This window comes from Streptomyces sp. CG4 (genome assembly GCF_041080655.1).
In the GTDB taxonomy this organism is placed as follows: domain Bacteria; phylum Actinomycetota; class Actinomycetes; order Streptomycetales; family Streptomycetaceae; genus Streptomyces.
Genome location: NZ_CP163525.1, coordinates 972734 through 992511, shown reverse-complemented (window position 1 = coordinate 992511; position 19778 = coordinate 972734). Strand labels below are relative to the sequence as shown.

Sequence of the window (19778 nt, the reverse complement as noted above, 5' to 3'; positions counted from 1 at the left end):
GCCCTACCGGTGAAAGGGCGCCCGCCGGACCGTACCGTCAGTCCATGACCGATCACACCCGCTTCGCAGGACACGGAGTTCTCGTCACGGGCGCGGCCCGCGGCATCGGCGCGGCCGTCGCCCGCAGACTCGCCGAGGAGGGCGGCCGGGTCCTGGTCACCGACCGGGACCTGCCCGAGGCCGAGCGGACCGCCGCCGCGCTGCGCCGCGAGGGCCGCACCGCCGAGGCGGCGGCGTGCGACACCGCCGACCGCTCCGCGGTGGAGGCGGCCGTGGACCACGCCGTCACCGCGTTCGGCTCCCTCGACGTGCTGGTCAACTGCGCCGCCCACTGCAGCCCGGACGTCCCGCTCTTCGAGGACGACCCCGACGACGCGTGGGCACTCGACCTCGACGTCACCCTCACCGGCGCCTACCGCTGCTGCCGTGCCGCGCTGCCCCATCTCGTCGCCTCCGGACGCGGCGCGATCGTCGGCATCGGCTCCGTCAACGGCCTGCAGGACTTCGGCAACCACGCCTACGGCGCCGCCAAGGCCGGCCTCGCGTCCCTGACCCGCACCCTCGCCGGGCACGCGGCGGCCCGGGGAGTACGGGTGAACCTCGTGGTGCCGGGCACGGTCCGCACCTCGGCGTGGGAGGGGCGCGACGACGACCTGGCCGCCCTCCGCCCGCTGTACCCGCTCGGCCGGGTCGGCGAGCCCGAGGACATCGCCGCCGCGGTGGCCTTCCTCGCCTCCCACGACGCGGCCTGGATCACCGGCACGACCCTGGTGGTCGACGGCGGCCTGACCGCGGTGAACACCGGCTTCCACGCGGCCCTACGGCGGGCCTGAGCCTCGGTGGGGGGGTTCTCTTGCCCGCGCCGGCGGGGCGCCGATGCGGACGTGGGCCCGGCAACCGCAGCTCCGCAATGCTCAGAATCCCCTGTGGCGCTCACCCGCCCCCGATCATCCCTTCCCGCAACCGCCCAAGAAGTTCCCGTGCCGCCGGAGTCATGGGACCCTCCGCACGCCAGGCCAGGCCCACGCGTCCGCGGGCGTTCGGTGCGTCGAGCGGCAGTGCGCCGAGGCCGGACCGGGCGCCGAGGCCGGGCAGGACCGCGACGCCCAGACCGCGCGCGGCCAGGCGGGCCAGGCCGTCCGGGGTCGCGGCCTCGAACGCGATGTGCGGGTGGAAGCCGGCCTCGGCACAGAGCCGTTCCAGGACACCCCGCATCCCGGTCCCGCGCGGCAGCCCGATCAGCCGGTGCCCGCGCAGGGCCGTCGGCGGAACGGCGCCGGCACCGCCGTACTCGGCGAGCAGGGAATGTCCGGGGACGGCCGCCACGACCAGCGGCTCGTCGATCACCACGTGCACAGCGATACCCGGCGGCGGCTCCTCCTCCGCGATCCCGATCACCGCGAGGTCCAGCTCGCCCCGCCGCAGCGCCGCCAGCATCCGGTCCGAGGTGTCCTCGGTGAGGGTGACCTCCACCCGCGGGTGCGCGTCGTGGAAGTCCGCCAGCTGCCCGGCCATGTCGAAGGCGTGCGCGAGGGTGCCGGGGACGAGACCGACGGCGACCCGGCCGCGCAGCAGGCCCGTGTACTCCTCCACCGTCTGCCGCACCCCGTCGACCGCCGCGAGCGCGGCACGCGCGTACGGCAGTACGGCCGCACCCACTTCCGTCGGCCGCACCGAGCGCCCCGACCGGTCCAGCAGCGGCTGCCCCAACTCCCGCTCCAGCTGCCGTATCTGCGCACTCAGCCCGGGCTGGGCCAGATGCAGCCGCTCGGCGGCCCGGGTGAACCCTGCCTCCTCCACCACCGTCACGAAGTACCGCAGCTGCCTCAACTCCATAAGCAGCCATGCTAGAAGGCAGACGGATCATGTCTTGGACTTCTGGTCGCGGCCACAACATCCTGGACGTATGGGGAAAGCAGCACACACCACCGCCGTGGACAAGGCCACCACGGCCGCCGCCATCGCCGCCGAACGACGTGAACTGGCCGACTTCTTCGAGGCGTTGACGCCCGCCCAGTGGGAGGCGCCCAGCCTGTGCGCGGGCTGGCGGGTCCGGGAGGTCGTGGCGCACATGTCGATGGGGTTCCGCCATCCGACCGCGCGGGTGCTGAGGGAACTGGTCAAGGCGCGCGGCAGCCTGCACCGTATGACCGACCGTCTCGCCCGCCGTGACGCGGCCGCCCATCCGGACACCGCACTGGCCGGCTTCCTGCGGACCCACGCCCACCACCCGTGGACGCCCCCGATCGGCGGCCTCGCCGCGGCCCTCGGCCACGACGTGGTGCACGGCCTGGACGTGACCGTCGCCCTCGGCCTGGACCGCGAGGTGCCCGAGGACCGCCTGCGGATCCTCCTCGACGCGGTCGACCCCCGTGCCTTCCGTGTCTTCGGCACCGACCTCACCGGAGTCCGGCTGTGCGCGGACGACCTCGACTGGTCCTTCGGCACAGGTGCGTCCCTGTACGGCCGCGGTCAGGACCTGCTGCTGGTCGCCTACGGCCGCAGCCTCCCCGCCGGCCGGCTGCGCGGTGAGGAGGTTCACCGTTTCGTCACAGCCTGACCGGAAACACAACCCCCACGCCTCCGCGCGGGTCTAGGAGTCGGAGATCGCGGGCATCGCGCAGGGAAGCACCCGGGGCAGGCCCTGGGTGACAAGGGGAGAAGAGGTTGCACATGGGGGTCATAGCAAGACGGGGTGTCGTCGCGCTGGGCGTCACGGGACTCGTGGCGCCGCTCACGCTCGCCCTCACCGCGACGCCGGCCCAGGCCGCGAGCTGCACCACACAGGCGGGGCCGTACCAGAAGCAGGTGGAGAAGTTCCTCGGCCGGCCGGTCGACGGCAAGCAGTCCGCCGCCGACTGCCAGGCCATCAAGGCATTCCAGGACAAGCACGGCATCATGCCCGACATCGGCTACGCCGGATCCGTCACCTGGGGCGTGATGGATCTCATGAACAAGCAGCGGGCCGTCGGCAAAAACCCCAACAAGGACGGCGCCTGCCCGGTGAACAGGGGCCGGATCGCCTGCGTGAACCTCACGCTCCAGCTCAGCTGGATCCAGGACGGCAAGAAGCTCGTCTACGGGCCCGTGCCCGTGCGCACCGGCCGCCAGGGCTTCGCCACCCGCACCGGCCTGAAGAAAATCTACTGGCGGGACCTCAACCACGTCTCGACCGTCTACAACGTGCCGATGCCCTACAGCCAGTTCTTCGACGGCGGACAGGCCTTCCACTCGGTGGGCCTGAGCATGTGGAACCCGCCGGGCTCGCACGGCTGCGTGAACATGACCACCACGGACGCCAAGAAGTACTGGTCGCTGCTGAGGACGGGCGACGACGTCTTCGTCTACGGCCGCAAGCCGGGAACCTGAGCGGTACCCGAGTGGCACCTGAGCGGTGGCCGAGCGGTCCCTGAGCCGTTGCCGCCCGGCCGTCACGCCTCCGGCGCGTCCCCGAAGTCGGGGATCTCCAGCCGGACGCCGCCCTGCCGCGCCGAATCGTGCGCGATGATGCCCGGCAGGTTGTACCGGGCGGCCACCCATGCGTTCACCGACGGCAGCGAACGCGTGTTGACGGCGGTGACGAAGTCGTCGACCAGGAAGTGATGGCTGCCCTCATGGCCGTTGTGGAGGTGGTCGAACTCCCGCGGCAGCCGCGCCCGGTCGTGCACCGGCGCCGAACCCGAGGTGAAGGCGGCCCGCAGCTTGGGGGCGATGTGCGCCAGGGACGGATCGTCCGGGGCCAGGGTCGGCTTGGGCTCCAGCAGCTCGCTGATGTCCTGCACTCCGCCCTTGTCCTGCCACAGCGCCACCGTCGCCAGCTGCTCCATGCTGGCCTCCGTACCGAAGAACCGGAACCGGGACTCGCGGATGTGCGAGGGGTAGCCGACCCGCCGGAACTCGTTCGTACGGAACGATCCGCCGCCCGCGACCTCGAACAGCGCGGTCGCATTGGACAGGTCGTTGTCGAACTGGCTGACCGAACGATCGAAAACGCCATCGCCGCGATCGTCCCGCACACCGATCGCCGACACACTCACCGCGTGGGTCCGCCAGGCCCCGAGCACCCCGCCCACCGCATGTGTCGGATACAGCAGCGGGGGATAGCTGGCGGTCGCCTTCCAGTTCTCGCCGCCGCTGTACCGGTAGGCCTCGTAGAAACCGAGGTCCATGTCGTGGACGTAGTCGCCCTCGGCGTAGAAGAGCCGGCCGAAGGCGCCCTCGGCGATCCGGTTGCGGGCGTGCACGGTCGCCGGGTTGTACTGACTGGTCTCGCCCATCATGTACGTCAGCCCGGTCGCCCGTACCGCGTCGATGATCGCGGCGATCTCCTCGGTGGTGATCGCCATGGGTACGGCGGAGTACACGTGCTTGCCCGCGGCAAGACCCTGGAGGACCAGCGGGCCGTGCGTCCAGCGCTGGGTGAAGACCGCGACCGCGTCGACCGCCGACGACTCCAGCATGGCCTCGTACGACGGGAAGGTGCCGGCGAAACCCTGCGCGGTGGCGAGCCGCTCGGCCCGCTCGGGCAGCAGGTCGGTGACATACACGTCACGGACGCCGGGATGAGCCTGGAACAGCGTGGCGAACTGACCGGAGAACTGGCCCGCGCCGACGATACCGAGAGAGAAGGTCATGCCCATTACTTTTGATGGGGAAGAATCTGGCCGTCAAGGGGTGAGTGGAAGCTCCCGCGGGGCGCTCGGCGCGCGGTAGGGTGAACTGATTACTTCAGGACAGGAAGAAATGGAGGAGCCGGTCTCATGACCAGCTGGCTGCCGCTGAGCCCCGCGGAGCGCTCCGTGGCGATCGAGGTGCTCGTGCACGGGCCGCTGTCCCGCACCGAGCTGGCCCGGCGTCTCGGGCTCTCGCAGGGCAGCCTCACCCGGCTGACCAAGCCGCTGATCGGGTCCGGGCTGCTGGTCGAGACCCCCGAGGAGGCCGGAGCGGCCCAGGCGCGACAGGGCCGGCCGTCGCAGCCGCTCGGCGTCGTGGCCGACGCCCGCTCCTTCCTCGGCTTCAAGATCACCGCCGATATGGTCCACGGCGTCGTCACCACGCTGCGCAGCGAGGTCACCGGCCGGCTCGACCGGCCGCTCACCACGCACGACCCGGACGCCGTGGCCGCACTGCTCGCGGAGATGGCCGCGGTCCTGGCCGGGGGCCGTCCCGATCCGGCCGGCATCGGCATCGGTGTGGGCGGTCTGGTGCGCGAGCGCGCGGTGGTCGCCCAGTCGCCGTTCCTCGGCTGGCGCGACGTGCCGCTCGCCACACTGGTGCGGGAGCGGACCGGGCTGCCGGTCGTCGTGGAGAACGACGTGGCCGCCCTGGTCGAGGCCGAGACCTGGTTCGGCGCGGGCCGCGGACTCGACCGCTTCGCCGTCCTGACCATCGGCGCCGGCATCGGCTACGGGCTGGTGCTCGGCGGCAGACGCGTGCCGTCCGCCGAGGACGGCCGTGGCTTCGGCCGGCACTGGATCATCGACCCCCACGGCCCGCTCACTCCCACCGGAGAGCGCGGCAGCGCTGTGTCCTTGCTCACCATCCCCAGCGTCGAGTACCAGATCCGCGCCGCCACCGGCCGCGACACCGCCTACGAGGAGATCCTCGCCGGTGCCGCCGCGGGCGAGCCCATGGCCGCCAGGGTCGTCGGCGAGGCCGCTCGTGCGCTCGGCATCCTGGTCGCGCAGATCGCCAACTTCGCCATGCCGCAGCGGATCCTGCTCGCCGGAGAGGGCGTCGGCCTGATGGATGTGGCCGGGGACACGGTCCACGAGACCATTCGCGCCCACCGGCATCCGGACGCCGACCCGGTCGACCTGGAGACGAAGGTGTCCGACTTCCACGACTGGGCGCGCGGCGCCGCCGTGTTGGCGATCCAGGTACTCGTGCTCGGCGAGGGCCCGGGGTGAGGGGCAGGTGTGAACTCCCATCCGCCACTTGACACATTCACGTGATGAGTAACACGGTCTGAAATGTCCGTATCACGTGCACTTACTCACAGCGCCTTCACCTCGATCGGCATATGCTTCACAGCATGTCCACCACTCTTGAAGCCGCTCCCGAGCGATCGGCCGCGGAGGTCAACGAGGAGATCAGGGCCCTGTGGCGCCGGTCGGGCGGGACACTGACCACCGAGCAGCGCGCGCAGTACCAGCGCCTCGTGATGGAGTGGGCCGCCGCGACGCCGCCGTCGCAACGAGCGGCCTGACCGGCCTCGCGCGGACCGCGCCGCATCGTCGCCGCAACGCCAAGGGCACCCGTGACCGCACGGGTGCCCTTCTCGCATCAGTCGCAGCGCGGGCGGCGCCGCCCACCCGCCCCTGTCGTGTTCCTCTCGTCAGCCCCAGGTCGCCGAGTAATACCGCTGATAGGCCTTGCGGTCCTGTTCGGCGCGGATGTAGCGGGTCGCGACGAGCGCGATCAGACTGCCCGCGATGACCAGCAGCCCCGGACCCACGTTCCGCGGGTCCGTCAGCCGGGCCGTCAGCGTCTGCCCCGATGCCCCCGTCACCGGTGCCGAGGAACCCGGCGAGGCCGCGTTCGGGGCGACCGCGCCCTGGGGTGCCGGGGACGACGGCGCGGGGGAGGCGTTCCTGGGGGCACCGCCGGCGGGCTGCGCCGACACGATGAGCTTGACGTTCAGCGCCGCCAGCGCCCTCGTCACCGGCTGGAAGAACGTCGTACCGCCCGCCGTGCAGTCGCCGTTGCCGCCCGAGGTCACACCGAGCGCGACGCCGTCGGAGAACAGCGGGCCGCCGCTGTCGCCCGGTTCGGCGCACACATTGGTCTGGATGAGTCCGGTGACCGTCCCCTCCGGGTAGTTGACGGTCGCGTTGAGCGCGGTGACCGTACCGTCGTGCAGGCCGCTGGTGCTGCCGCTGCGGAACACCCGCTGCCCCACCGCCGCATCGGCGGTCCCCGTGATCCGCACCCCGTTGCCGCCGCCGATCGCGACGACGCCCGCGCCGTCACCGGCCTTGCCGCTCGCGTACTGCACGAGCGAGAAGTCATTGCCGGGGAAGGTGCTGCTCACCGTCCGGCCGAGCTGCTGGTTGCCCTGATTGCCGGCGAACCAGGTGGATCCCGTGGGCCCGCAGTGACCGGCCGTGAGAATGAAGTCGCTCTGCCCGTTGGTCACATTGAACCCCGCCGAGCAGCGGCCGCCGGTCGACAGGATCGGCTGGGCGCCGTTCAGCCGTGTGGTGAACGTGCCCTGTGCGTGCTCCATCCGCACGAAGCCGCCGATCCTCGCGGCGACCTGGCTCATCCGGGACCAGTCGCCGGCGGACACCGTGCTGTCCGCGCTCACCACGACCCGGTTGGTCCGATAGTCCACCGCCCACGCGGTGCCCGCCACACGCGGCGCCGAACGCAGCCTGGCCGTCGCCGACTTGAGCTCGTTCATGCTGTGCGACACGACCTTCGCCTCGGCCCCGGCGCGCCGTACCTCCCGCGCCGCCGCCTCGTCGGTGACCGCCACGACCGGCCGCCCGCCGGGGCCGATCCAGTCGCCCGCCGTCCGTGCCGTGCCGAGCCGCGCCACCAGCGCGGCGCCGGTGCCGCCGGTGCCGTCGGCCGAAGCGAGTGTTCTGGCGGCGGGAGGTGTCTCGCTCGCCATGGCCGCCTGGGTGATCATCGCGCCACCCAGGAGGAGTCCGCCGACCGCCGCCAGGCGGGTCACTCGCCTGACGATCCGTCGTCGTGCGTGCCGCATGCAGGGCTCCCGAAGCCGAACCGGACGCACGCCGCCCGTGCCGGCGGCGCGAGACCCTCGGGTCGTCGAGGGCCCGCACCTCCATACGCGGGCCACGGCCGTGGCGTTCAACGGTCTTGGCGCCCAGGGCCATGGCGTTCAGCGGCAGCGGTGATCGCGGCGTACCGGACCCGGCCCTTACGGACTCCCCGCAGACCGGCCTCAGTTGCCGTGTGCTCCCCGCACCGGCCAGGCTCAATTGCCGTGGACTTCCTACCGGCCGGGCTCGATTGCCGTGGGCTCCCCCCGGCTCGGCTGCATTGCCGTGGGCTCCCTGCCGGCCCCGCTCAGCTCTTGCGGGCCACCCCGCCGAACATCGCGACCTCCTCCGGCTCGGCCCCGTGGCCGTGTTCCGGGCGCCAGCGCGAGCACGACACCACACCCGGCTCCAGCAGATCGAGACCGTCGAAGAACCGGGCCACGTCCTCGGGCGTGCGCTGGGTCAGCTTCGGGGTTCCGTGCTCGTTCCAGAACGCCACCGCCTCGTCCACGTCCGGCATCGCCGGGTGGGTGACGGTGTGCGACAGCACCAGGTGACTGCCCGCCGGCAGCCGGTCGGTCAACTGCCGTACCAGACCGTACGGGTCCTCGTCCTCGCCGATGAAGATGACCACGCCGAGCAGCATCAGCGCCACCGGCTCGCCGAAGTCGAGCGTCCTCGTCGCGTGTTCGAGGATCGAGTCGACATGGCGCAGGTCCTCGTCCAGATAGTCGGTACGGCCCTCCGGCGTGCTCGTCAGCAGGGCACGCGCGTGCGCGAGGACCAGCGGGTCGTTGTCGACGTACACGACCCGTGACTCCGGGGCGATGCGCTGGGCGACCTCGTGCGTGTTGTCGGCGGTGGGCAGCCCGGTGCCGATGTCCAGGAACTGCCGGATGCCCAGCTCGCCGACCAGATGACGTACCGCACGGCCGAGGAAGAGCCGGTCGGCGCGCGCGTACTCCCCGATGCCGGGGTGCAGTCGGCGGATCTGGTCGCCGGCCTCGCGGTCGACCTCGTAGTTGTCCTTGCCGCCGAGCCAGTAGTTCCAGATCCGGGCGGTGTGCGGCCGGCTGGTGTTGATGCGGGCGCGCAGCGACACAGCCACGTCATCGGTGGCTGCCGGGTTGTCGGTCACGGGGGTCAGCTCCTGGATACGGATGAGATGCCTGACGAGAGTGATACACCGTTCAAGACGCAATCCAGACGCCCGAGTTGATCCCCGCCTCGCCTCCCCGGCAACCGGTCCCCGTCACCCGAGGCACGCCCGACCTCGCCGGTGTCCCGACGAACGCCCGGCCCTGCCGGTCTCCTGGGCGGCCGGATCCTAGACTGCCGGGCATGGACGACACGCTCCTGGACCGGCTCGGCTCCGGCAAGTACCTACTGGTGACCAGCTACCGCAAGAACGGCACCCCGGTCGCCACCCCGGTGTGGGTGGTCCGCGACGGTGCCACCCTCGGTGTCTGGACCGCCGCCGACAGCTTCAAGGTCAAGCGGATCCGGCGCCGCCCCGACGTCCTCGTCGGCCCCTGCGACCTGCGCGGCAACCCCACCGGCGAGCAGCTGCCGGCCACCGCGGAGATCGCCGACGGCGCCACCACCGCCCGCTACCGCGCGCTCATCACCCGCAAGTACGGCATCCTCGGCCGCCTCACCCTCCTCGGCAGCCGACTGCGGCGCGGCCTGGACGGCACGGTCGGGATCCGGGTGACCCTCGCGCAGTGACGGCCCCCGGGAACCGCGTCCTACGACGCGTCCCGCACCGAGCCGGACAGCACCAGCCCGTCGGACCCCGGCGCACCGGTCTCCGGGTCGACCTCCTGAAACCGCACCGACGCCACCGGCTCGTCCACCCCGTCTTCTGCCGTCGGCACGGTGCTGTCGGCACTCGTGTGCTCCGACGGGACGTCCGCCCACACCGTGAAGCCGTCCACCTTGGGCAGGGGACGCTACGGGTCGGGCTCCGCCCGGATCGACCGCGTGCGCGGGCAGTGGGGCCGGGCCCGGCGTCCGCATCGGTCGCCGGGTGGCTCAGGTCCAGGCACTCCGGTACTGCTCGTCCAGCAGCTGGAACACCGGCTCGCCGCGCACCGGATCCTGGGCGGTGGACAGCCGGACCCGGTCGCCGCTGTGGATGCCGATCGGCGGGCCCATGACCCGGCCGCGCACGACGAACCCCTCGGCCATCTCTATCAGTGAGACATTGCGCGCGGCGGGAGTGTTGCGGTGCACCACCGTGGAGTGCCGCACCGTCCCGACACCCTCGCTGCGCTCGGTGCGCAACTCGCTGCCCTGGCACACCGGACACAGCAGCCGGTGGTACGTCGCGGTGCCGCACCAGGTGCACCGCTGGAAGGTAATGGCGTCCTTGGAGTCCGCGGGGGCGGGGTCGAGAACACCCGCCGCGGCGCCGGCCGCCGGCTGCGAGACGTTTGCTGAGTAGTGGTACACGCTGGTCAACTCCCTGCGCTCGGCCGGAATCCCGCGTGTCCGGCGCGCACCGGTCACACGTGTGCCCGGCGGCCGTGCCACCGTGCACGCCGACAGAGTATGGCACTCAGTGTCACTCGTAAAGGCACTCCGTACCCCTAATTCCTGACCCGAGACCCCTCAGGCGCGGCCCAGCGCCGCCTCCAGCTCCTGCACCACCCGCCACAACGGGGCATCCCGCCGGGACACCAGCACCACCACGTCGTCGGGCTGCCCGGCCGGCACCGGGCTGAGCCAGGCCGGTGAAGCCGCGGGCTCGGCGGCGCGTCCGAACGTCTTCTGCACATACCCGAGCGCATGGTCCACCGCCGCGCCCGCGTCGCCCAGGCCGTCCGAGCGCAGCCAGGAGCGCAGGGCGTTGTTGTGCGCGGCGACGACCGCGGCCGCGAGGACGTCGGCGCGCAGCGTCCCGTCCGGTCGATCCGTGAACCGTCCGCGCAGATACTCGGCGAGCGCGCGCTCGTAGCGCCACACCACCGACAGCTCGTAGGCCCGCAGGCCCGGCACCTGCTTGGTGAGGCGGTAGCGCTGGACGGAGAACGACGGGTTCTCGGCGTACATCCCCAGCACCAGCCGGGCCGCGTCGCACACCCGCCGCACCGGTTCGTGCTCCGTGTCGCTCGCGGCGAGGAAGGAGGTCATGTCGGCCAGGCAGCGCTCGTGGTCGGGGAAGACCACGTCCTCCTTGGAGGGGAAGTAGCGGAAGAACGACCGCCGGCCGACCCCGGCCAGGGCCACGATGTCGTCGACGGTCGTCTGCTCGTACCCGCGTTCCAGGAAGAGCCGGAAGGCCGCCGCGACGAGGGCCTCCCGCATCGGCGGCTTCGCGGCCGGCGCCGCGCTGGTGGAGCTCATGGAGGGGAACGTAGCACCCGGACGGGTCGCATGACACTCAGTGCAGCCCGAGTGCCCTTATGGGGGAACTGAGTGCTTTGGAAGTGCGACACCTTCACGGCCTTCGGCTGCCTCGATGATGATGCGGTCCCGCGACGGCGGCCCCTCTCCCGCGCCCCGGCCGGCCCGCTGCACCTCGCCCCGCGAGCCGACACCCCCGTGGGAGAGGAGCGGGCGCACCCCGACGTAACCTTTCTGCATCCCGCCGCCCACACGGCCGTACCGCCCGAGGAGATCCCGCATGCCCGCCGCCCGTCCCCGTCTGCTCTACGTCACCGACCTGGCGTACGAGGCCCGCGGGCGCCGCTACTGCGACGAGGACATCTTCCTCACCTCCCGGCTCCGCGCCCGTTTCGACCTCGCCCTGTGCCATCCGCTGGACGCCGCGGCGCTGATGGACGGCTTCGGCGCCGTGGTCGTCCGCAACAGCGGGCCCGTCCTCGGCCACCAGCAGGCCTACGACGCCTTCCGCGCGCGTGCGCTCGCCACCGGCGCCCGGGTGTACAACCCGCTCACCGGCAAGGCGGACATGGCGGGCAAGCAGTACCTGCTCGACCTGAGCGCCGCGGGCTTCCCCGTCATCCCGACGGTCGGCCGCGCCGAGGACCTGCACCTGCTGCCGGCCGCCGAGCGGTACGTGGTCAAGCCCATGCTCGGCGCGGACTCCCTCGGCCTGCGCGTCGCCCCCGCCGGTCAGGTCGCCGCGCTCGCCTCCGGCCAGGTCCTGATCCAGCCCTGCGTCGACTTCGTCCACGAGGTGTCCTTCTATTTCATCGACGACGACTTCCAGTACGCGCTGTACGCCCCCGATCCGGAGCGCCGCTGGGAGCTGAAGGCCTATGCGGCCACCGCCGCCGACCTGGAGTTCGCCCGGCGTTTCATCGACTGGAACGACCTCGGCCACGGCATCCAGCGCGTCGACGCCTGTCGCACCCGCGACGGCGACCTCCTGCTGGTCGAACTGGAGGACCTGAACCCCTACTTGTCCCTGGCGGCCCTGCCGGAAGAGGCCAGGGACGCCTTCGTCACCGCGTTCACGGCGTCCCTGAGCCGGTTCGTGCACGGAGCGCTCAGCCCGGCCTGACGGCGACCCGCCGGGTCGCGCCTGGGTGCCGGGGCCATCGTGGCCCGGTACTGGCTCGCCGTCGTGCCCAGGTCGGCGAGAGGGCTCTTGAACGGGTCGGCGGTGGGCGTGCGCGGGCCGGCCTGAACGGGGCCGCCCCGCGGGCCGTATCTCAGCGCGGGGAGCTCGGAAGTCCCGTCCGTGCGGGACGGAAGGAGAGCCAGGTGCCGACACCGCCCGATCCCGAACGGCCGTACTCCGGACCGGTCTTGGAACCCGTCCGGGTCCTGCGGCTCCGCCGTTTCGACGCCCTCGCGGAGCTGATGCGCGAGATGGACACCGGGCCGGCGCGGCCGGCGGACACCGACGAGGAGGAGACGCGGGAACTGCCACCCGTACCGCCGGCGTCCGGCACTCCCGGCCCGCGTCGGGCGGCTGTCGCGGCCGTGGCAGCCGCCGCACTCCTCGGTTTCGGCTGCGCCCTGCTGCTCACCGGCCGCCAGGAGGCCACCGCGACCCCGCCTCCGTACCGCCCCGCGACCACCGCACCGCCCGCCACCACCCCGGCCCCCACCCCCACCGCATCCCGCACGCCCGGCGCCGCCACCGACCCCGACGGCCCCGGCACCCTCCGCCAGGGCGACAGTGGTCCCGGGGTCACCGACCTGCAGCAACGCCTGCTGCACGTCCCGGACGTCTACCGCGACGGCTCGACCGGCGGCACCTACGACGCGAACCTCACGGCGGCCGTGGCCCGCTTCCAGCTCTGGTACGGCATCAGCGGCGACGAGACCGGCGTCTACGGCAACGACACGCGCCGTGCGCTGGAGTCCCGGACCGGGTCCGGCGACAATTCATGACCGGCATGCGAGGAGCCCCGGGAACCGGACGGGCTGCCCCCAGGCTTCTCCTTCGAGGGACGCGGGCGGTGCGGGAATGACGGGCGTGGGGAACGCGGCGGGGAGGACCGGCGACGGTACGTCGAGCGGGGCAGACGTGGAGGATGCGGCGGGCGGCGCGGGCGTCGACGGTGCCACGAGCAGGGCGGGACTCGGTCCGCAGGCCGGCATGGACGGCTGCTTCTTCGATCGGCTGGATCCCGACATGTGCGTGGTCACGGCCGTGGCCGGCGGTGAGCGGGCCGGGTGTCTGGTCGGGTTCGCCGCGCAGTGCTCCATCCACCCGCCCCGGTTCGCCGTCTGGCTGTCGAAGGTCAACCACACCTACCGCGTCGCCCGGGCCGCGCGGCACCTCGCCGTGCACCTGCTCACCCGCGACCAGCGGGACCTCGCGGAACTCTTCGGCGGCGAGACCGGCGACGAGATCGACAAGTTCGCGCGCCTGGACTGGAGGGAGGAGCACGGCGGCACGGTGGTGCTGCGGGACGCGGCGGCCTGGTTCGTCGGGGCGATCGTCGAGCGCGCCGACGGTGGCGATCATGTCGGCCATGTCCTCGAACCGGTGCGTTGGGGCGCGGGGCGCGGCGGGCCGCTGCTGCGGCTGTCCGACGCGGCCACCATCGACGCCGGTCACCCCGTGGAGTGACCGGATTCGAACGTCGGGCAAGGGATCGGAAAAGCCGTGGGTGAGAGGGGCGTAAGGGACCCACCATGGGCAACCCGCGGCCGACGTCCGCGTGTTCCGTCGCACCACAGAAAGCCAGGCCGATGACCGGCTCCCGTATCCCGGGCCTGCTCGTGCCCGCCGTGTTCCTGCTGGTCCTGGTCGTCGGTGTGTGCTGGTACTGGCGCCACCGCGACGACGACTGACCCGGCCCACCTCATGACGCGCGCCTGTGCCCGGTGCGTGAATCCCGCCGTGTCCGACCGCCGAAAGAGAGGCCGGACCGGCACCCCGGACCGTGACCGGCGGAGCCGGTGCGGGATCGGGCCCCGCCGGTCAGCGCCCGGCGCCGCGTACCGCCAGCGCGTCGCTGACCGCGCGGACGCTGCGGGCGATGTGCTGCAGCTGCATGACCTCGGCGGCGTACAGCTTGATCGTGTGCTCGATGACCGACTCGGGCAGCCCCAGCATCGGCAGCTCCGCGCGCGCGGTCTGCAGCGCGGTCCGGGCCACCCGCACCTCCTGCTGGACCTGCAGCTGCGCGTGCCGGGCGAGCAGCACGGGGTGGCGGATGAGGGCCGGATAACTGGCGTAGCGCGCCGGGATCAGCTCGCGCAGCCACTTGGCCGCCGAGCGCTCCCAGTCGTACGAGCCCGGCGTCTTGACCTGGCAGGGCCAGTCGGGGCTGATGCGGGTGCTGGTCAGGGGCATGGTCATCGCTTCCGGTGTGCGGCGTCGTGAGGGTGGTCCGACGGGTTCGGGGCGGCCCCGGCCTAGGGGATGGCCGGGGCCGCCCCGGGCGCGTCGCGCAGACGATGCGCCCCGGCACACCCCGGGCGCCGACGTGGGTAGGAGACGGCGGCTGGAGGTGTCCGTGCGGGAGCCCCGGGCATCGGGCACCGGCGCTGCGTGGAGACTTGCGTGCGCATGGGCGGTCCGTCGGCTTTCTCGGGGCGGTGTGCGAGCGGTGAGTCCGCAGGTGCGGAGCATGCCCGGAGTGGGCCGGGCGCGATCCGTGAGCAGTATTTATATATGCCGTCCCGTTTGCAAGACGTATGAAAACATTCATGCGTGATTTGTCGTGGATGATCCCTGTCCACGGCATGAGAGACCGCAAGATCTTCACCGCACCCGCCTTGCGGGCGCGCGAATCGACCCGCCGGATTCCGTTCTCCGGGAAGAACGGAATCAGTCCTTCGGAATCAGTCCGATCAGTCCTTCAGGAAGAACTGGTGCTGGTCCGACAGCTGCTCGTACTTCTCCAGCCGGGCCTGGGTGCGCTCCGGATCGGCGTCGGTCATCGCCTGCAGCAGGGCCGCGGCCATCATGCCCGGCGCGGCGTAGGAGTCGAACACCAGCCGGGAGCCGGTGCCGGTGGCGAAGGTGACGTCGGCCTCGTCGGCCAGCGGCCCGAGCGCCAGGTCGGTCACCAGGGCGACCTTCAGACCGGCGCCGCGCGCCACCCGCACGGCCTGGAGCGTCTCCTGGGAGTGCCGGGGCATGGCGAAGGCGAGCACCCAGGTACCGCCCGCCTCGCGGCACTGCAGCAGCACGTCGTAGGCCACGCTGCCACCCCGGGTGACCAGCCGCACGTCGGGGTGGATGCGGCGGGCGGCGTAGCCGAAGTACTCGGCGAGGGACACCGAGATGCGCAGGCCCAGCACGGTCAGGGGAGTGGAGCGGGACAGCTCGCGGCCGACCCGGATGATCTGGTTCGGGTCGGCGAAGTCGCGCCGCAGGTTCTCCAGGTTCTCGATCTCGGCGTCCACCGCCGCCTGGAGCTCGTTGGCCCGGTCCTCCTCGCCCGCCCCGCCGGCCAGGGTGCTCAGCGCGATCGACTGGAGCTTCTCGCGCAGCGCGGGATAGCCGCTGAAGCCGACGGCGGCGGCGAAGCGCGTGACGGAGGGCTGACTGACCCCGACCCGGTCGGCCAGCTCGGTGATGGACAGGAACGCGGCCTCGGTGATGTGCTCGATCAGATACTGGGCGATGCGTCGCTGCCCCGGCGACAGACGGGGGCCGTCGAAGAGTTCCCGGAGCTGGGAGGTCGGTGCGGCACCGGCCCCGGCCGCGGGCACGGCCTTGCCCGACTTGATCGCTGATGCCTGTGCACGTGCCTGCTGCGGCGAGGGCACCGGCCCGCCTCCTTTGTCTGCCACAAGCACTCAACATAGCTCACCCACCGTCATGAACAGGGGGTTGAGCAGGAGGTTTCAGTGCCGGTAGAGGGTGATCGAATGGCCCACGTCACCGATGGGCCGGCTGTTGCGGATCAGCTCGGCGAGCCGTCCGCGGGCCTTGGCGAGCGCGGAGTCCGACACCGCCAGCAGCCCGTGGACCTGCCCCTGCGGCACCGTACGCGGATCGGCGGCGTGGATGCCGTAGTACGACGGCACACCGCTGCCCTTGTACACCAGCCAGACCCGCTCGTGCGGATACCGCTGCCGGAGCCGGTCGGCGAGCCGGCCCAGGTCCTGCCCCCAGTCCACGTTGGAGTCGTGCAGCAGTCGATGGGTGTGCGCGGAGCCGCCGAAGGCCTCGTTGGAGTACGGCAGGTAGTACGGGAACGTCCGCAGCGAACTCACCGCCGCGCACAGCACCAGCGCGGCCGTCACGGCGGCCGTCCAGCGCCGGCCGGGGCGTGGCACACAGGCCGCCGCCACCGCGAGGAACATCGGCACGAACAGCGCGTACCTCGTTCCGAAGTCCCGCGATCCCGTCATGGCCGCCGCGAGCAGCACCCCGGGCGGCAGCAGCAGATACGGCGCCGCCGGCCGCAGCCGCCGCACCACCACGACCGCCACCGCACCGGCCGCGCCCAGCGCGAGCAGCCCGAGCGGCGTCTTCACCAGCAGCGCCACCGGCAGGTAGTACCAGAGCGAACCGGTGTAGAGACGCCCGAACAGATAGCCCTGCCACGGATAGGTCTCCAGCCCGAACTGCACCCGCATGCCCGCCCGGTAGGCCTCCGGCACCGGCAGCAGATCCACCAGCCGCCCGCGCAGCCCGTGCAGGGCCGGCACCGGTTCGGCGGGGGAGAACCGCAGTCGCGGATCGACGGCCAGATACGTGGCCCAGACGACGGCGACCGCCACCAGCGTGACGACGGCGGCGCCCCAGAGCGCAGCCGGCACCGTCCGGCGCCGCCTGAGCCACGAAGTTGCCGCAGACGTCCGACGGCCCATCGTGGCACCACCCGTCGCGGCCTGCTCGGCGGAGCACCCCGCGGCCCCGGCTGACAGCGCGGCAAGCGCGAGAAGCACCGGCACCGCCGGCAGTGCGCTCATCTTGGTGGCCACGGCCGCCCCCAGCGCCGCCCCGGCGAGCGGCAGATACGGCAGGGGCCGCCGCCGTGCCCGCCACGCCAGCCACGCCGACGTCAGGACGAAGCCGGCCGCCGGTACGTCCAGTGTGGCCAGCGAGCCGTGGGCGATCAGATCGGGTGAGAAGGCGTAGAGCGCGAGGGCCACCAGAGCGCCCGCCGTGCCCGTCAGCTCGCGGGCGAACGCGAAGGCGACCAGCCCGAACAGCAGGGTCAGCGCGATCACCGGCAGCCGCGCCCACAGCATCAGCCGCCAGGGGTCGTTGCCCGACTCGTACAGCAGATGCCGGCCCACGTCCCCCTGTGTGCCGGGGTACGACGGGTCGTAGTGCGGGCCGGCCACCGCCACACCCGCCGCGATCAGCAGCTTGCCGAGCGGCGGATGCTCGGGGTTGTAGCGGATGCGGTGCTCGTGCAGATAGTCGGTGGCCGTCGCCACGTACACCGGCTCGTCGATCGTCGGGGTCTGCCGGACGGCCGTCGTCACCATCGCCGCCGCCATCTGGGCCAGCAGCAACGCCACCAGCAGCGGGACCAGCCACCGGCGGTGGCGGCGCACACGGGCGTACGGGCGGGACGGCTCCTCGGCGGGAGCTCCACGGCTGAGGAGCAGGTGCTGTTCGCGCGCCATCATCCGCCCTGCGGTGGCACCGGCCGGCGGACGGCGGGAGCGGTCGAGGACCCGATCATGGCCCTACTGTCGCACCGCTCCCGCCGCCGGCGGCGTCACCGCTGTACGAGTCGTACCGACAGACCTTCTGCCGTGTACACGGGTACGGCCCGCAGCCGGTCGGAGTTCACCTCGATCCGGCTGAACCGGCCGCACAGCCGCGGCACGTCGACGACCGGCAGGGTGCTCCCCGCCACCGGCGGCCGCTCGGTGTCCAGCCGCAGCGACAGCACCGCCCGACTCCCCAGCACGGTCAGGTGCCGGACCGTCAGCGGCGCCCTGCGGCCGGCCCGCAGCGTGACCTGGAGCGTGCCCGCGTCCTGCGTGTACGCGCCGCGCACCCGCAGCCGTTCGGACACCCGCAACGTGCCGTCGGCGACCCGTACGTCCCCGTGGCCGAGGGCGTCCGCGGAGCCGGCGACCAGTGTGCCCGTGGCCAGCACCGTCCCGCCCGTGTAGCGGTTGCGGCCGGTCAGCGTCAGGGTGCCGGTGCCGCCCTTGACCAGGCCGCCGCGCCCGGCGATGTCGTTGCGCCAGGCGTCGGCTGCCGAGAATCCACCCGCCGCGGGGTCCAGCGTGACCGTGACGTCGGAGTCGAAGGCGCCGTAGCCGTCCGCCGCGGCGAACAGATTCAGCCGCCCCCACTGCTCGAAGCCGTCGAGCAGCACATACCCCGAGGGCAGGGCGGTGCTGCGCAGCACCTCGCGGCGCTGGTCCGCGGTCAGATACGGCAGCCGGGTCTCCAGCAGCACCTCCGCGCCCTTCGGCACGGTCGGCGGCAGCTCGCGGCCCTGCCGGGGGAGGACGTAGGTCAGCCGCGGCCGGACCGCGTGCGCGTTGGCGTCCCGGTCGCCGTACGGGTCGGTGCCGGTGTGCGCGGCGGCGTACAGCGTGTCGGCGGTGGTGCCGGTCCGCTCGGTGAAGTAGGCGAGGGCCTGTGCGCGGGCGGCGGCCTTCAGCTCGGCGTTGGCCGGGTCGGCGAGGGTGGCCGCGGCGAGCGCGGTGGCCATGATCCGGCCGCCGATGACGTCGACGGGGTGGTGCATGCCCGCCACGATCCGGGTGTGGGCCAGCTCGAACGCGCGGGTGACCAGCTCCTGGAAGCGCTCGGGCACGGCGTAGGCGTACGCGAGCGCGGCCAGGTGGAAGGCGTTGGTGTGGCCGCTCGGGAAGCCGCCGTCGTCGGCCGGGGAGGTGCCGCGCTGGCGCAGCAGCTGCGGAGCGACGACCACGGGGGAGTCGTACACCGGAAAGCCGAACGCGTCCGTCCGCCCGGTGTCCACGACCTCGCTGTCCTCGGTCAGGCGCCACGGACGCGGGTACCGGTAGGCGTACTTGGCCGGGTTCCCGGAGGCGTACGGGCCGCGCAGGGTGTCGACCAGTTCGGCGACCTTGCCGAGCGCGGAGTCGTGCGCGCCGGCGCCGAGCGCCGAGCCGGCCGGGGCGTCCGCGGGCACGGCGTCGCTGACGGTGGTCGCCGGGGTGCCGTCGGGTGCGCTCGTGATCGAGGTGACCGCCTTGGCGCCCGCCGTGTACAGGTCCGCCAGCGGGCCGAGGCCCGCGATCATCGCGTAACTCTGGTGCTGGCGGTCGTAGAGGAAGGCTTCCTTCGCCCGTGCGTCGGTGCGCTGGGCCGTGGTCCGGGCGCAGTAGCGCAGATCTGCGCGCAGTACTTCCGGGCGCAGCGGGATGCCGGTGTTCCAGGCGGAGCCGGTCTTCCAGACCTGGGCGAAGCCGCCGAGAATGCGGACCACCGCGTTGGTCTCGGGGGTCTGGTTGGCGACGACGTTGGTCTTGTAGTCGTCCACGAACGCGGCCGGCCCGGTCGCGGCCTTCGCGTCGGCCGCCGGCAGCCAGACGGCGACGGCCGGGGCGGCGAGCACACCCGCCGACGCGGCCAGCGAGGTCGTGAGGAACCCGCGCCGGTTCAGCACGGAGGAGGGGTGCCCGGCGGATGACGGCATGCCTGTGCCTCTCAGGAGGGGGCCACGGGACAGGGAGCGCGATGTGCCGAGTTGTGCGGTCCCGTGGGAAAGAAGG

At 72.5% G+C, this 19778-nt stretch carries 20 protein-coding genes; 9 read left to right on the top strand and 11 right to left on the bottom strand.

All coding sequences use genetic code 11. From position 1 onward, the window contains the following. The first annotated feature begins 44 nt into the window (after positions 1–44). A complete protein-coding gene (locus tag AB5L52_RS04620; protein ID WP_369362719.1) occupies positions 45–833 on the top strand; it encodes an SDR family NAD(P)-dependent oxidoreductase in 789 nt (262 codons plus the stop codon). Positions 834–933: 100 nt separating this feature from the next. On the opposite strand, the gene AB5L52_RS04615 is transcribed toward AB5L52_RS04620, so the two are convergent. Further along, on the bottom strand, positions 934–1836 hold the full coding sequence (locus tag AB5L52_RS04615; RefSeq protein ID WP_369362718.1) for a LysR family transcriptional regulator: 903 nt from the start codon (positions 1834–1836) through the stop codon (positions 934–936). Between the two features lie 70 nt (positions 1837–1906). On the opposite strand from AB5L52_RS04615, the gene AB5L52_RS04610 reads away from it, so the two are divergent. Next, positions 1907–2560, top strand: coding sequence for a maleylpyruvate isomerase family mycothiol-dependent enzyme (locus AB5L52_RS04610; protein ID WP_369362717.1), 654 nt, complete (start codon positions 1907–1909; stop codon positions 2558–2560). Between the two features lie 113 nt (positions 2561–2673). Continuing rightward, positions 2674–3369 (top strand): L,D-transpeptidase family protein, encoded by a 696-nt coding sequence (locus tag AB5L52_RS04605; RefSeq protein ID WP_369362716.1) that lies wholly within the window; start codon positions 2674–2676, stop codon positions 3367–3369. Between the two features lie 62 nt (positions 3370–3431). On the opposite strand, the gene AB5L52_RS04600 is transcribed toward AB5L52_RS04605, so the two are convergent. Continuing rightward, positions 3432–4634: a Gfo/Idh/MocA family protein gene (locus tag AB5L52_RS04600; RefSeq protein ID WP_369362715.1), complete on the bottom strand. Its 1203-nt coding sequence runs from the start codon at positions 4632–4634 to the stop codon at positions 3432–3434. Between the two features lie 126 nt (positions 4635–4760). Between AB5L52_RS04600 and AB5L52_RS04595 the strand changes: the two genes are divergently transcribed. Beyond that, complete coding sequence (locus tag AB5L52_RS04595; RefSeq protein WP_369362714.1) at positions 4761–5909, top strand: ROK family protein; 1149 nt, start codon at positions 4761–4763, stop codon at positions 5907–5909. A 113-nt stretch (positions 5910–6022) separates the two neighbouring features. Next, complete coding sequence (locus AB5L52_RS04590) at positions 6023–6208, top strand: hypothetical protein (protein ID WP_351032743.1); 186 nt, start codon at positions 6023–6025, stop codon at positions 6206–6208. 129 nt (positions 6209–6337) lie between these two features. Here AB5L52_RS04590 and AB5L52_RS04585 read toward each other — a convergent pair whose 3' ends face one another. Both AB5L52_RS04585 and AB5L52_RS04580 read right to left on the bottom strand, forming a co-directional pair. Next, on the bottom strand, positions 6338–7714 hold the full coding sequence (locus AB5L52_RS04585) for a S1 family peptidase (protein WP_369362713.1): 1377 nt from the start codon (positions 7712–7714) through the stop codon (positions 6338–6340). Positions 7715–8040: 326 nt separating this feature from the next. Further along, on the bottom strand, positions 8041–8871 hold the full coding sequence (locus AB5L52_RS04580) for an SAM-dependent methyltransferase (protein ID WP_369362712.1): 831 nt from the start codon (positions 8869–8871) through the stop codon (positions 8041–8043). A gap of 203 nt (positions 8872–9074) precedes the next feature. On the opposite strand from AB5L52_RS04580, the gene AB5L52_RS04575 reads away from it, so the two are divergent. Continuing rightward, the gene (locus AB5L52_RS04575; RefSeq protein WP_351032749.1) at positions 9075–9461 is read left to right on the top strand and encodes a PPOX class F420-dependent oxidoreductase; all 387 of its coding nucleotides are present in this window, start codon (positions 9075–9077) and stop codon (positions 9459–9461) included. 20 nt (positions 9462–9481) lie between these two features. On the opposite strand, the gene AB5L52_RS04570 is transcribed toward AB5L52_RS04575, so the two are convergent. The 3 genes from AB5L52_RS04570 to AB5L52_RS04560 all read right to left on the bottom strand — a co-directional run bounded on the left by AB5L52_RS04570 (position 9482) and on the right by AB5L52_RS04560 (position 11081). Beyond that, on the bottom strand, positions 9482–9670 hold the full coding sequence (locus tag AB5L52_RS04570; protein ID WP_369362711.1) for a hypothetical protein: 189 nt from the start codon (positions 9668–9670) through the stop codon (positions 9482–9484). A 97-nt stretch (positions 9671–9767) separates the two neighbouring features. Continuing rightward, positions 9768–10187 (bottom strand): zinc ribbon domain-containing protein, encoded by a 420-nt coding sequence (locus tag AB5L52_RS04565; RefSeq protein WP_351032754.1) that lies wholly within the window; start codon positions 10185–10187, stop codon positions 9768–9770. A 159-nt stretch (positions 10188–10346) separates the two neighbouring features. Then, positions 10347–11081, bottom strand: coding sequence for a TetR family transcriptional regulator (locus AB5L52_RS04560; RefSeq protein ID WP_369362710.1), 735 nt, complete (start codon positions 11079–11081; stop codon positions 10347–10349). A 280-nt stretch (positions 11082–11361) separates the two neighbouring features. On the opposite strand from AB5L52_RS04560, the gene AB5L52_RS04555 reads away from it, so the two are divergent. The 3 genes from AB5L52_RS04555 (at position 11362) to AB5L52_RS04545 (ending at position 13728) form a co-directional block, all read left to right on the top strand. Beyond that, positions 11362–12204 carry a hypothetical protein gene (locus AB5L52_RS04555; RefSeq protein ID WP_369362709.1) on the top strand — a complete coding sequence of 281 codons (843 nt, stop codon included), beginning with the start codon at positions 11362–11364 and terminating at the stop codon, positions 12202–12204. A 203-nt stretch (positions 12205–12407) separates the two neighbouring features. Further along, positions 12408–13043, top strand: a complete 636-nt coding sequence (locus AB5L52_RS04550) for a peptidoglycan-binding protein (protein WP_369362708.1) — start codon at positions 12408–12410, stop codon at positions 13041–13043. A 208-nt stretch (positions 13044–13251) separates the two neighbouring features. Next, on the top strand, positions 13252–13728 hold the full coding sequence (locus AB5L52_RS04545; RefSeq protein ID WP_369368806.1) for a flavin reductase family protein: 477 nt from the start codon (positions 13252–13254) through the stop codon (positions 13726–13728). 354 nt (positions 13729–14082) lie between these two features. Here the strand turns inward: AB5L52_RS04545 and AB5L52_RS04540 are convergent, their stop codons facing one another. The 4 genes from AB5L52_RS04540 to AB5L52_RS04525 all read right to left on the bottom strand — a co-directional run bounded on the left by AB5L52_RS04540 (position 14083) and on the right by AB5L52_RS04525 (position 19702). After that, complete coding sequence (locus tag AB5L52_RS04540) at positions 14083–14463, bottom strand: hypothetical protein (RefSeq protein WP_351032765.1); 381 nt, start codon at positions 14461–14463, stop codon at positions 14083–14085. A gap of 494 nt (positions 14464–14957) precedes the next feature. Continuing rightward, the gene (locus AB5L52_RS04535; protein WP_351032767.1) at positions 14958–15881 is read right to left on the bottom strand and encodes a MurR/RpiR family transcriptional regulator; all 924 of its coding nucleotides are present in this window, start codon (positions 15879–15881) and stop codon (positions 14958–14960) included. Between the two features lie 78 nt (positions 15882–15959). After that, positions 15960–17702 carry a phospholipid carrier-dependent glycosyltransferase gene (locus tag AB5L52_RS04530; protein ID WP_369362707.1) on the bottom strand — a complete coding sequence of 581 codons (1743 nt, stop codon included), beginning with the start codon at positions 17700–17702 and terminating at the stop codon, positions 15960–15962. A 92-nt stretch (positions 17703–17794) separates the two neighbouring features. Then, complete coding sequence (locus AB5L52_RS04525; protein ID WP_369362706.1) at positions 17795–19702, bottom strand: phosphatase PAP2 family protein; 1908 nt, start codon at positions 19700–19702, stop codon at positions 17795–17797. Positions 19703–19778: the final 76 nt, after the last annotated feature.